The sequence below is a fragment of the Aurantimonas sp. A2-1-M11 genome (assembly GCF_036549475.1).
Classification (GTDB): Bacteria; Pseudomonadota; Alphaproteobacteria; order Rhizobiales; family Rhizobiaceae; genus Aurantimonas.
In genome coordinates this window covers 88,205-100,615 of sequence record NZ_JAZHLI010000011.1, presented here as the reverse complement: position 1 = coordinate 100,615, position 12,411 = coordinate 88,205, and the positions used below count along the sequence as shown (strand labels likewise).

Here is a 12,411-nt window from a genome sequence, read left to right as displayed (position 1 = left end):
GCCTCTTGCCGCTGCACCATCGTCAGACGAAAACCCCATAAACCACCGACCGGCTTCTCGCGGGTTCGTTCTTCCGCGACTTTCGTACGCCTCACGGCGCCCGAAACTCTTCAGGTATGCGGCCGGTCCGCTTCCGATCGCACCAAGCTGGAAGCGGACATCGACGACCGGCCAAATACCGGACACGATCATCGGCTTTGGATTGACCGCTTCCGGAAATCGGGTGGAAGCATGGCCTGCGGTGGGGACAGGTATCGCGAGCAATACGACTCGGAGAGATACAATGGAACTGCATCGCAAGACTATCATCGTGACCGGAGCCAGCAGCGGGATCGGGGCTGCCGCAGCGCTTCTCTTCGCGGCCGAAGGAGCCAACCTCGTGCTCGGTGCGCGACGGGGCATCGAACTGGAAGAGATTGCGGCCGAGATCAACGACGGAGGCCTCGGCGCGGCCGTCGCGCTTTCAGGCGACATCAAGGACGAGACCTATGCGCAGGCGCTTGTTGCCTTGGCGCTGGCCCGGTTCGGCCACCTGGACGGGGCATTCAACAATGCCGGGATCGTCGGCGAAATGCTTCCCGCCGCCGACATGGCGCTCACCGCTTGGAACGAGGTCATCGCCGTCAACCTGACGAGCGCGTTTCTGGCGGCGAAGGCGCAGATCCCCGTCATGAAGAAGCAGGGGTCCGGCTCGATCGTCTTCACTTCGTCGTTCGTGGGCTTCAGCAACGGCGGACTGCCCGGGATGGGTGCCTATGCAGCCTCGAAGGCGGGGCAGATCGGTCTGATGCGGGCGCTCGCCTCGGAGCATGCCGCCGACGGCATCCGCATCAACGCCCTTTTGCCCGGCGGCACGATCACGCCAGCCGGTGGCGAGGGCAATGCGGCGGTTCTCGACTTCGTCGCCAACCTTCATCCGATGAAGCGGATGGCCGAAGCCCGGGAAATCGCGCAGACCGCGATGTTCCTCCTGTCCGACAGATCGTCCTTCGTGACCGGGAGTCCGACGCTGACGGATGGCGGTATGTCCGTGCGCCTCTCCTGAGTCCGCGTTCTTCTGCGTCGCGCCGCTGGTTGCCGGGATGTCCGCTTCGGAAACGTCCGGCAATGTAGCAGATGGCCAGGTTGGGTCGAAAGCTGCCGTCCGTAGGTGGCCTCTGCTCTCTGATGCCGGAGTGAAGGGGCTTCCTGAGCCAGTCCGAATTCTCGGAGCTGTTGCGGATACCGCGCTCCACGCTGCAGAATTGGGAGCAGGGCCGCACCGCCAGACAGTTTCGTTCGGCACGTCGTCGACATCATCTATGACGATCCCGAGGCCATGCGGCAGCGGCTGGCAAAACAGAGCGCCGCCCGAGCGGAAAGCCCGGCGGCGCGCGGGCGTCTGCAGCATTGGCTCAGATCGGAATCGCGTTTCGGACAAGGCGTTCCGAAGGATCACTTTCTCGCAGCGCCGGCGTCCTCCCGGACCGCCCGGCGCTCCGAGTTCGGTCCCTCAATCCTCCATGGCCTCCAGTTCGTCGATGAAGCCCGAGATCATGGCGAGGCCCCTAGACCAGAAGGCCGGGTCCGAGGCGTCGAGGCCGAAGGGCTTGAGAAGCTCGGAATGATGCTTGGTGCCGCCGGCCTTCAGCATCTCGAAATACTTCTCCTGGAAGCCCGTCTCGGAATTCTCGTAGACCGCATAGAGCGAGTTCACCAGGCAGTCGCCGAAGGCATAGGCGTAGACGTAGAAGGGCGAGTGGATGAAGTGCGGGACATAGGTCCAGTAGGTCTCGTAGCCGTCGCCGAGCCGCAGGGCGGGCCCGAGACTGCGGCCCTGGATGTCCATCCAGATCGCGCCGATCCGCTCGGTGGTCAGTTCGCCGCCGCGGCGCTCCTGGTGGAGGGCACGCTCGAACTGGTAGAAGGCGATCTGCCGGACCACCGTGTTGATCATGTCCTCGACCTTGGAGGCGAGGAGCGTTTTGCGCTCGGCCTTCGTGGTCGCCTGATCGAGCAGCGAGCGGAAGGTCAGCATCTCGCCGAACACCGAGGCGGTCTCGGCCAGCGTCAGCGGCGTGGCCGCCATCAGCGCACCCTGCCGGCCGGCCAGCACCTGGTGAACGCCGTGGCCGAGCTCGTGGGCGAGGGTCATCACGTCGCGCGGCTTGCCCATGTAGTTGAGCAGCACATAGGGATGGACGCTGGGAACCGTGGGATGGGCGAAGGCGCCCGGCGACTTGCCCGGACGCAGTGACGCGTCGATCCAGTCATTGGTGAAGAAGCGCTCGGCGATCGAGGCCATTTCCGGCGCAAAGCCCGAATAGGCCGACAGCACCGTGCGGCGCGCCTCGTCCCAGGAAATGTCGCGGCGGGTCGAGTCGGGCAGCGGTGCGTTGCGGTCCCAGTAGTCGAGCACGTCCTGGCCGAGCCATTTCGCCTTCATGGCGTAGTAGCGGTGGGAGATCGACGGATAGGCGTCGGTGACCGCCTGGGACAGGGCGTCGACGACCTCGCGCTCGACCCGGTTGGCCAGATGGCGGGAATCGGCGACGTCCTCGAAGCCGCGCCAGCGGTTGGAAATCTCCTTGTCCTTGGCCAGCGTGTTGGTGATCAGCGTGAAGGTGCGCAGGTTCTCGCTGAACACGTTGGTCAGTGCGCTGGCCGCCTTGCGCCGCTTCTCCCGGTCCGGATCCTGCAGGATGTTGAGGGTGGCTTCCAGCGCCAGATCGTCGCCGTCGACGGTGAAGCGCAGCGAGGTCAGCGTCTCGTCGAACAGCCGGTTGAAGGCGCCGCGGCCGGTGATCGCCTTTTCGTGGAACAGCTCCTCGACCCGGTCCTCGAGCTGGTACGGCTTGTCGAGGCGCAGGTCGACGATCCACGGCCGGTAATGGGCCAGGGCCGGGTCGCGCGCCATCGCCGCGTCCATGTCGGCATCCTCGATGCGGTTCAGCTCCAGCGGGAAGAACAGGAGCCGCGACGAGATATCGGTCACCGACGACTGGATGTCGCCGTAGAACTTGGCACGCGCCGGATCGGACGTGTCGCCGGAATAGACCAGCCCGGCATAGGAGATGATCCGGCCGAGCAGCTCCTCCAGCGCCTCGAAGGCGGCGATGGCGCCGGCGAGTTCGCCGTCCTCTGCCGTGACGGCCTCGGCCAGCCTGCCGCGCCAGCGCTCCTGGAACGTCTGCGCGTCGGACCGGGCCCGGTCGAGATCGCGTTTCAGTTCGGGACTGTCCATGGCCGGATAGAGATCCGACAGATTCCACTCCGGCAGGGTACCGCCAGCGTCGACCGCAGGCTCGGCGGCGGAAAACAACGGTCGGACGGAATCTGTCATGGGGATACTCTCGTGGCTGGCGAAACAAGCGGCCGGCGGGGTCGCCGACCGGGGTCGAAAAGGATCAAATTCGACTGAAATTGCTGGGACTTTCTTGTCCAACCTTGTTCAGTCGAATTTTAGCGGGCCGTGTCAATTTGGGTCGTTCTCGCACCAAGACGAGACTGGAGGCTGACATGAACCGCGTTGTACTTATCGTTGACGACGACCCCATTCAACGCCGACTGGTCGAAGCCCAGATCGAGCGCATGGGGCTGCGGCCGTTTTCGTGCAATGGCGGCCGGGCAGCGATCCGGGCGCTGGATGATCACCGGCCGGGCGAGATCTGCGCCGTCGTCCTCGACCTGATGATGCCCGACCAGGGGGGCGAGGAGGTGCTGGCCGAGATGCGGCGCCGGCGGCTCGACATTCCGGTGATCGTCCAGACGGCAAAGGGCTCGATCGATACGGTGGTGGAGGCGATGCGCGCCGGCGCCTTCGACTTCGTCGTCAAGCCGGTGTCGCCGGACAAGCTGAGAGCGGTGATCGACAGCGCGCTGAAGATGCGCGGCGCCACGGCGCGCCGGACCGCCCGCAAGGACGGTGTCGCGCGGCTCGACCAGAGCAATGCCTCGCCGGCCCTGGGGCCGGTCCTGGCGGCGGCGGCCAAGGCGGCCAGATCGGGGATTCCGGTGCTGCTTTCCGGCGAGACCGGCGTCGGCAAGGAATGGCTGGCCGACGCCATCCAGGCCGGCGGCGAGCGTGCCGGCGCGCCCTTCGTCAAGGTCAATTGCGGCGCGCTGCCGGCCGACCTGGTGGAAAGCATCCTGTTCGGCCATGCCAAGGGCGCCTTCACCGATGCCGGACAACCCCATGAGGGCAAGTTCGTGGAGGCCCATGGCGGCACGCTGCTGCTCGACGAGATCGGCGAATTGTCGGCCTCGGCGCAGGTCAAGCTGCTGCGCGTGCTGCAGGACGGCGTCATCGATCCGGTCGGCGGGCGGCTCGCCGTGAAGACCGACGTGCGGATCATCTCTGCGACCAACCGGGACCTGGCGGCAGCGGTCTCGGCGGGGCGGTTCCGCGAGGATCTGTACTACCGGCTCAACGCCTTCGAACTGACCGTACCGCCGCTGCGCGAGCGGCGCAGCGAGATCGCCAAGCTCGCGCGCCGCTTCGTCGACCGCTATGTGGAGATGGAGCTGCAATCGCCGGTCCGGCATCTGGCCGCCGACGCGATCGCGCTGCTGCGGGCCTATGACTGGCCCGGCAATATCCGGCAGCTGGAAAATGCCATTCACCGGGCGGTGGTGCTGGGCGAAAGCGAGAGCCTGACGGCGGAGGACTTCCCGCAGATCGCGGCGCTGATCGCGGCGGGGCCGGATCGTCTCGCGTCATCGTCCGAGCCGCATTCCGATCCGGCCGGGAATGGGACGCTGAACGGCGCCGCGCCGTCGGTGGAGGTTCACGCCAATTCCCTCGGCAACGGCCGCATGGAGCCGGCCGACTTCGCCCTGCGCGACCAGGATGGCGAGGTGCGGCGCGTCGAGGAGGTGGAGGCCGACCTGATCCGGCTGGCCCATGCCCATTATCAGGGCCGCATGAGCGAGATTGCCCGGCGGCTGGGGATCGGACGCTCGACGCTGTATCGCAAGATGCGGGAATACAAGATCGATGCCGACTGAGCAGCCTCGCAGCAAATCATCTTCCCATCCGGCAAGGCGTTGATTCCACGCCGGAACACGACTATCCCCAAACAGTAAGCTTAAGCGGGCCTTAACGCTTTTCTTGCAGAATCGCGAGAAAGTTCGCTGACTGTCATCATCATGCCGCAGTTTCACGAAAATTGGGCAGGCGACGAGAACGGTCATCGGGGGTTGCCGACCCACCGGACATGTCCGGCGGGTGAAGGCAAAGTGTTTTGAGGGGATAAGACCGCATGTTCGGACACACCGCTCGCGCCGGCCGCTCTGCCTGGCGCATCGCGACGTTCGCAGCCCTGGCGCTGTTCGCCACCGGCGTGGTCACCACGGCCAAGGCCGAAACCCGCGTCCTGAAATTCTACAATCTGCACACCAAGGAGAAGGGCAGCTTCTCCTACAAGAGCAACGGCCGCTACAACAACGGCGAGCTCAAGAAGATCAACTGGTTCCTGCGCGACTGGCGCAAGGGCGAGCAGACCCAGATCGACCCGCGGCTGCTGGACCTGATCTGGGAGGCGTATCGCCAGAGCGGCTCCAACGGCCTCATCAACGTCGTCTCCAGCTATCGCTCGCCCGCGACCAATTCGATGCTGCGCTCGCGCAGCTCCGGCGTCGCCAAGTCGAGCCAGCACACGCTGGGCAAGGCGCTCGACTTCTTCATTCCCGACGTGCCGCTGGCGAAGATGCGCGAGATCGGCCTGAAGATGCAGGTCGGGGGCGTGGGCTATTATCCGAAGTCCGGCTCGCCCTTCGTGCATTTCGACGTCGGCAATGCCCGTCATTGGCCGCGCATGAACCGCAAGCAGCTGATGGCGGTCTTCCCGAACGGGAACACTGTACACGTGCCGTCCGACGGCAAGCCGTTGCCGGGCTACCAGCAGGCGATGGCGTCCTACAAGCAGCGCCGCGGCAGCTCCTCGATCCAGGTCGCCAATGCCAGCTCGGGCTCTTCGGGCGGCGGCAAGACGCTGCTCGCCATGCTGTTCGGCGGCGGCTCCGACGAAGCCGAGGACGAGGCCGAGAGCGCACCGGCGCCGCGCGCTCCGGTCCGGGCTGCGCCCGCGCAGCAGCAGGTCCAGGTCGCAGCCGTCGTGCCGCAATCGCGTCCGACCCAGGCCCTGCCGGGCGGTGTCGCGGTGCCGGTCGGCGACCGGTTCGACGTGGGTGCGCCCGCATCTGCCCCGGCTCCGGCGCAGACCGAGGTCGCCGCTCTCGACACGGCCCAGATCCCGGTGCCCACCTGGGCGCCGGGCCGGGCGGTTCCGTCCGAGGTGGGCCAGCCCGCCCAGGCGACCCGCGACGACGCCGTCTCCACCCTGGTGGCGGCGCTCGAAGAGCAGGCTACCGAAACCCTGGCGAGCGGCCAGCTGGCCTATGCAGTGCCCACGCCCGCCAATCGGCCGCCCTTCGAGGCCGTGCTGACCGAGCAGCCGGCAGCGGCTTCCGGTTCGACGATCGCCAAGGCGGCACCCGCCCAGGAGACGATGAAGGCCGTGGAGATGGCCGCCAAGGCGCCGACCCCGCGTCCGCAGATCGATCCGCAGGCCGCCAAGCCGGTGCAGGCGCTGATGACCGCCGCCGCCGCCAGCCCGTCCAAGCCCCGGCCGCAGCCGGTCGCCACGGCCGAGGCTCCCGCCGTCATCGCGGGCAAGGGTGGCCGCGTCCTGAACGCCGCGGTGCCGCAATCGCGCAAACCGAAGGTCCTCGATCCGCAGGAGGCGATCGCCTCGCGGTTCCAGATCGCAGCGCTTGTGTCGGACACCGACAGCCGCACCGGGCGCCTGGCCACCGCCGAGCCCGATGCGAGCCGCCTGGTCGGCAATCTGCCGCGCACCCTGTTTGCCTCGGGCTTCGCGCCGACCACCCCGTCCGGCAAGAGCGACCGCTTCAGCGGTTCCGCAGTGAACTTCCTGCCGATGGTGAAGGTCGGCCAGTAGGCCCGACGACAGTCTCACGCAAACGACACGCAATCGACGGCCGCCCCCCGGGGCGGCCGTTTGCATTTGCGGGTATCACCTTGCGCGGTCGAACACTCCTGCGCCGCCGGCCGTGCGGGGCAGCAGGGGCGGATCGGTGCCAGGGCATCGGTGGTCCGTCACGTTCGGGTGTGTATCGGTCTCGTCGCGGCCTGTATTGGCGGCATACGGCCCATGTCGAACCGTCCTTGAAACTATTCCGCGCAGCCGAAAGCCGGCAAGGCACTGGCACCTCTTCCAACGACGATGGCGCGCCGACCAGGAAATGCAGTGCCGCGACTTGAACCTTGCGCTGCAGGCCGGCCGTGAATGCAGAGCCGCAGATCAAAGCGTCGTGCTGTTTTCCATTTCACCGGCGCATTGAACATGCACGCAAGTTTCCCGAAATGGTTGTACCAATGCGAATGTCAGTCACGCGTCCGTCATTTGGAGGTTTTCTACTAAAAGGCACGCTTTCCATACAATCTGCAGCGGTTTTCGAGCGGACAAGTGTGGAAAAAATTATCGGATCTTTGGCATTGCAAATAATCCACTTGACATTAAGTAACGTGACATCAATACCGAACATGGAAGGTGGATCGCCCACAAGCGAGGCCGCCGCTTCACAATATCAGACTGCACGAGGCGCGCATCGGCGCCTGCATCAACAAGCGCAATCGCCGCATCTTCGCGCAGCACGGGGTAAAAATGGACCAGATCGAACACGTCGAAAACAACGAGATGCTGATGGAGCTGACGGCCGAAGTGGTCGCGGCATATGTCAGCAACAATTCGCTGCCAGTCTCCGAGCTGCCCGCGCTGATCTCGGATATCTATGGCGCGCTTGGCCGCACCAACAGCGCGCCGCAGGCCGTTCAGGCGGAGAAGCCGAAGCCGGCCGTGCCGGTGAAGAAGTCGGTGACCGACGACTACATCATCTGTCTCGAGGACGGAAAGAAGTTCAAGTCGCTGAAGCGCCACCTGATGACCCACTACAATCTCTCGCCGGAAGAGTACCGCGAGAAGTGGGACCTGGCGCCCGACTATCCGATGGTCGCGCCGAACTATGCCGCCGCGCGTTCGCGTCTGGCCAAGCAGATGGGTCTCGGCCACAAGCGTCGCCGCGCCGCCGCACGCTGAACCGGACCATTATTGCCGCGTCGCAGCGGCAGCCAGCAAACGAAAAGCCCGTCGGAGCGATCCGGCGGGCTTCGTCGCGTCTGGGGGGCTGTGTGCGAGGCAGGCCGGTGGTGCCGGCCGACAGGCGCCCCGCTCCGAGAGCCGTCAGCCGGGCAGCCCATGCGACGGCTGACGTCGGGGCCCCTCATTGAATGAGGACCGTCCGGGCGTTCGTGGCGGGATGGAGGGGCCTGCAGGCCCCGCACGAGGCCGGCCAGACTATTCGCGGGGCAGGTCCGGCGCCATGCCGAGGGCCTGGAGATACAGATCGAGGATCGCTTCCTGCTCCTGGCGCTCGTTCTGGTCCTGCTTGCGCAGGGAGATCACGCGGCGCAGCACCTTGGTGTCGAAGCCGTTGCCCTTGGCCTCGGCATAGACGTCCTTGATGTCGTCGCTGATGGTCTTCTTTTCTTCCTCAAGCCGTTCGATCCGCTCGACAAAGGAGCGCAGTTGATCCTGGGCGACATCGTTCACGTCGGACATGGTGGGGTCTCCGTCTGGCACTTTCGCGCAATCATCTGGCCGGCAACTACCAGACCGCGGTGATTCGGGGAAAGGCCGTCGTGCCGCACTGGCACGCCGGCAAAAGCTGGGGCACGCCGGTAAAAGCTGGCGGGCGCGTCCCGTGGCCGGAAAGGCGTGACCGGGGCGTCAGTCGCGCGGACGCGTCTCCTCGAAGCGCTGCGCCGTCTCGGGGCTGGCTTCGCGCTGGTAGCGCTCGCGCCATTCGCCATAGGGCATGCCGTAGACGATCTCGCGCGATTCCTCCCTGGTCATGGCAATGCCGTCGGCTTCGGCGGCGTCGCGATACCAGTTGGACAGGCAGTTGCGGCAGAAGCCGGCGAGATTCATCAGGTCTATGTTCTGGACGTCGGTCCGCTCGCGCAGATGGTCGCGCAGGCGGCGGAAGGCGGCCGCTTCCAGCTCCAGCTGCTTCTGGTCGTCGATCCTGTCCATGTCCGTCTCCTGTCCTGCCCACGATGCGGCGCCATCGCCCCGATATCGAACCGAAGCGCGCCGGCATCAAGGGCAGGGCCGCTGCGTGGAAGGCACCCGGCGGGCCGCGACGGGGTCGCAACCGGCCGGCAGATGCTCTAGGCAGGGCCGAAGCGCTGCGTGGTCATGTCGTTGACAGGTTCGACCGCTATGCGAAAGCTGCCAATCGTGCGGACACTCTCTCTTTCGGGGATAGCGTGATGAGATCCAACCCCTTTCGCCGGCTGCGCCATGGCCTTGCCCTCGGGCTCATGGCCGCCGGCCTGTTCCTCGCCGCAGCGCCGCTGACGGCGAGCCCCGCCCGCGCGGACTTCCGGGTCTGCAATGGCACCCAGTCCCTGGTTGGCGTGGCGATCGGTTACCGGGCCGAGGCCGGCTGGACCACCGAGGGCTGGTGGCGGATCCCGGCGACGACCTGCAAGGCGATCATCGAGGGTCCCCTGTCGTCACGATATTATTACGTGTATGCCGAGGACTCCGACGGCGAGGGCCGCTGGGCCGGGCCCGTGAACCTCTGCATCGCCGAGAACGAGTTCAAGATCGCCGGGGTCAAGGACTGCTTCAAGCGGGGCTACCAGAGAATGGGGTTCCGCGAATACGACACCGGCGAGCAGGCCAGCTGGATGGTTCAGCTGACCGAGGCGCCCCGCGAGACAATGGATAGCCAATGAGACGCCATCGCAAGGTCAAGATCCTTGCCACCCTCGGGCCGGCTTCGTCGTCCGAGGACATGATCCGCAAGCTTCACGAAGCCGGCGCGGACGTCTTCCGCATCAACATGAGCCATTCCGACCACGATCTGATGCGCGAGCTCGTCGCCCGCATCCGGCGCGTGGAAGAACAGGTGGGCCGGCCGATCGGCATCCTGGCCGATCTGCAGGGACCCAAGCTGCGGGTGGCGAAGTTTGCCGAGGGACATGTCGAGCTGACCGTCGGCCAGGACTTCACCCTCGACGACAGTCCCGAGCCGGGCGACAACCGCCGCGTTTATCTTCCCCATCCCGAGATCCTGGAAGCGGTGGAAGTGGGGCATCGGCTGCTGATCGACGACGGGCGGCTGCAACTGGTCTGCACCGAGACCGACAAGCACTCCATCAAGTGCCGGGTCGTCGCCGGCAACAAGATTTCCGACCGCAAGGGCGTCAGCCTGCCGGACACGATCCTGACCACCGGGGCGTTGACCGACAAGGACCGGCGCGATCTCGACGCGGTGCTGGCCGAGAACGTCGACTGGGTGGCGCTGTCCTTCATCCAGCGGCCGGAAGACCTGGCCGAAGCGCGCAAGGTCTCGCGCGGCCGCGCCTTCCTTCTGTCGAAGATAGAGAAGCCGCAGGCCGTCGAGCGGCTGGACGAGATCATCGAATTGTCCGACGCGATCATGGTCGCGCGCGGCGATCTCGGCGTCGAGATGCCGCTGGAGGCGGTGCCCGGCATCCAGAAGCGCATCACCCGTGCCGCCCGCAAGGCCGGCAAGCCGGTGGTGGTCGCCACCCAGATGCTGGAATCGATGATCACGGCGCCGGTGCCGACCCGCGCCGAGGTCTCGGACGTGTCGATCGCCGTCTATGAGGGCGCCGACGCGGTGATGCTGTCGGCCGAATCGGCGGCGGGCGAATATCCGGTGGAATCGGTCGCCACGATGAACCGGATCTGCGAGTGCGTCGAACTGGATCCGCTCTATCCGGGCATCATTTCCGGTCAACGCACGCCGCCCGAGGCGACCGGCGCCGACGCGGTGTCGCTGGCGGCGCGCCAGATCTCCGAGACGCTGGGCGTGTCGGTGATCGTGACCTATACGGCGACCGGCACGACGGGCCTGCGGGCGGCGCGCGAGCGGCCACAGACGCCGATCCTGGCGCTGTCGCCGGTGCTGGCCACGGCACGGCGGCTGTCGCTGGTCTGGGGCCTGCACTGCGTGGTGACCGAGGACGCGCAGGATCTGGAAGACATGGTCGACCGGGCCTGCCGCCTGGCGGTGGAGCAGGGCTACGCCAAGTCGGGCGAACGGCTGATCGTGACGGCCGGCGTGCCGCTGCGCACGCCGGGCGCGACCAACATGCTGCGCATCGCCTATATCGGCTCGGACGGCCTCAGCGCGGTCTGAGGGGCCCGCGTCCGGCAGGACGCAAAGGATGGCTCGACCCGGGGTGACTTGCCGTCACCTGCGGCTGCGAGCCAAACCCACGGCGCGGCGGTCCGACATCAGATCGCCGGGCCGAGCAGTTCCTCCGACAGGCGCCCGGCGGCGTCCTGCGCGGAATCGAGCGCCGGATACACGGCCAGGACGCGCAGATAGGTCTCGAGCGCCTTGTCCTTGTGGCCGGTCTGCTCGAGAATGATCGCCAGCCCCATCAGGGCGCCCCAATGCCGCGGCTCGCGGACCAGTGTCTGCTCGATGTCGGCCAGCGACTTGCCCAGACGGTTCATCGAAAAATTCAACGTCGCCCGGCGATTCCACGCCTCGGGATAATCGGGCGCGATGACCAGTGCCTGATCGAGGACGTCGAGCGCGGCGGCGTTGTCCTCGCGCGTCATGGCGCGGGCCGCGCGCTGCATCAGGAGGTCGATGGTGGCGCTGCCGCTGCGGCGCCAATGGCGCTCGATGCGCCCTGCGACGCGCCGGGCGTCGCGGGCATCGGCCACACGGCGCAATTCGGTGAAGAGGCGGTCGATCTCCTGCACCGGCGTCTCGTCGGCGGTGCGGGTGTCCTCGTCCGGTGCCGTCTCCTCCTCGGTCGGGGGAGCACTGCCGAAGGCGTCCGGATTGTCGGTCGGGGCTTCGTCGGGCGGGGGAATCACCATGGGCGGCGACAGCGAATCGTCCTCGCCGGGCAGGGGGGCGACCCCGGGCAGGCGATCGGGATCCGTCACCGACGGCGGCGGGCCGTCCTGAGCCTGCGCCGGGACAAGGCCCGAAGCGAGGAAGCCGAAACTAAGGGTGAGGCAATAGAAAACGCCGCGCATGCAGATAGGGTAATTTTCTGCAGCGCAGCGTCAATCAGATTTTTCGTGATCGCGAGGGGGACGGGCCCTGGCCAGTCCCGGCAATCGTCAGCCCTGGCGCGCCTTGAAGCGCGGAGCGACCTTGTTGATGATGTAGACGCGGCCCTTGCGGCGAACCATGCGGTTGGCGCGGTGGCGGGTCGCGAGGGACTTGAGCGAGTTCTTGATCTTCATGACAACACCGGGATGCTAGACGCGAGGATCGGGGCTGGCCGTTCCGCCGCAAAATGATGGCGCGCCGCAGCGGGCACGCCCGGAAAGATTGGAGCCGAGA

At 66.5% G+C, this 12,411-nt stretch carries 12 protein-coding genes; 7 read left to right on the top strand and 5 right to left on the bottom strand.

Features of this window, described 5'->3' with window-relative positions:
- Positions 1-283: 283 nt before the first annotated feature.
- Together VQ042_RS07625 and VQ042_RS25960 are read left to right on the top strand one after the other, a co-directional pair.
- Positions 284-1,045, top strand: coding sequence for an SDR family oxidoreductase (locus tag VQ042_RS07625; protein ID WP_331817189.1), 762 nt, complete (start codon positions 284-286; stop codon positions 1,043-1,045).
- Positions 1,046-1,188: 143 nt separating this feature from the next.
- The gene (locus VQ042_RS25960) at positions 1,189-1,305 is read left to right on the top strand and encodes a helix-turn-helix domain-containing protein (protein ID WP_442880057.1); all 117 of its coding nucleotides are present in this window, start codon (positions 1,189-1,191) and stop codon (positions 1,303-1,305) included.
- Positions 1,306-1,492: 187 nt separating this feature from the next.
- Here VQ042_RS25960 and VQ042_RS07620 read toward each other — a convergent pair whose 3' ends face one another.
- Positions 1,493-3,322: a M3 family oligoendopeptidase gene (locus VQ042_RS07620; RefSeq protein WP_331817181.1), complete on the bottom strand. Its 1,830-nt coding sequence runs from the start codon at positions 3,320-3,322 to the stop codon at positions 1,493-1,495.
- A gap of 176 nt (positions 3,323-3,498) precedes the next feature.
- On the opposite strand from VQ042_RS07620, the gene VQ042_RS07615 reads away from it, so the two are divergent.
- The 3 genes from VQ042_RS07615 to VQ042_RS07605 all read left to right on the top strand — a co-directional run bounded on the left by VQ042_RS07615 (position 3,499) and on the right by VQ042_RS07605 (position 8,099).
- On the top strand, positions 3,499-4,986 hold the full coding sequence (locus VQ042_RS07615; RefSeq protein ID WP_331817179.1) for a sigma-54-dependent transcriptional regulator: 1,488 nt from the start codon (positions 3,499-3,501) through the stop codon (positions 4,984-4,986).
- A 254-nt stretch (positions 4,987-5,240) separates the two neighbouring features.
- Entirely contained in the window at positions 5,241-6,941 is a 1,701-nt protein-coding gene (locus VQ042_RS07610) for a DUF882 domain-containing protein (protein ID WP_331817177.1), read from the top strand.
- A gap of 726 nt (positions 6,942-7,667) precedes the next feature.
- Positions 7,668-8,099 (top strand): MucR family transcriptional regulator, encoded by a 432-nt coding sequence (locus VQ042_RS07605; RefSeq protein ID WP_331817175.1) that lies wholly within the window; start codon positions 7,668-7,670, stop codon positions 8,097-8,099.
- 258 nt (positions 8,100-8,357) lie between these two features.
- Here the strand turns inward: VQ042_RS07605 and VQ042_RS07600 are convergent, their stop codons facing one another.
- Both VQ042_RS07600 and VQ042_RS07595 read right to left on the bottom strand, forming a co-directional pair.
- Complete coding sequence (locus VQ042_RS07600) at positions 8,358-8,621, bottom strand: DUF2312 domain-containing protein (protein WP_024348909.1); 264 nt, start codon at positions 8,619-8,621, stop codon at positions 8,358-8,360.
- Positions 8,622-8,789: 168 nt separating this feature from the next.
- A complete protein-coding gene (locus VQ042_RS07595; protein WP_331817171.1) occupies positions 8,790-9,095 on the bottom strand; it encodes a DUF1244 domain-containing protein in 306 nt (101 codons plus the stop codon).
- Between the two features lie 239 nt (positions 9,096-9,334).
- On the opposite strand from VQ042_RS07595, the gene VQ042_RS07590 reads away from it, so the two are divergent.
- Positions 9,335-9,805, top strand: coding sequence for a DUF1036 domain-containing protein (locus tag VQ042_RS07590; protein WP_331817169.1), 471 nt, complete (start codon positions 9,335-9,337; stop codon positions 9,803-9,805).
- Positions 9,802-11,238: a pyruvate kinase gene (pyk, locus tag VQ042_RS07585; RefSeq protein WP_331817167.1), complete on the top strand. Its 1,437-nt coding sequence runs from the start codon at positions 9,802-9,804 to the stop codon at positions 11,236-11,238. The genes VQ042_RS07590 and pyk overlap by 4 nt, the downstream gene beginning before the upstream one ends.
- A 98-nt stretch (positions 11,239-11,336) precedes the next feature.
- Here the strand turns inward: pyk and VQ042_RS07580 are convergent, their stop codons facing one another.
- Positions 11,337-12,098, bottom strand: coding sequence for a tetratricopeptide repeat protein (locus VQ042_RS07580; protein WP_331817165.1), 762 nt, complete (start codon positions 12,096-12,098; stop codon positions 11,337-11,339).
- A gap of 87 nt (positions 12,099-12,185) precedes the next feature.
- A complete protein-coding gene (ykgO, locus tag VQ042_RS07575) occupies positions 12,186-12,311 on the bottom strand; it encodes a type B 50S ribosomal protein L36 (RefSeq protein ID WP_024348905.1) in 126 nt (41 codons plus the stop codon).
- Between the last annotated feature and the right edge of the window lie 100 nt (positions 12,312-12,411).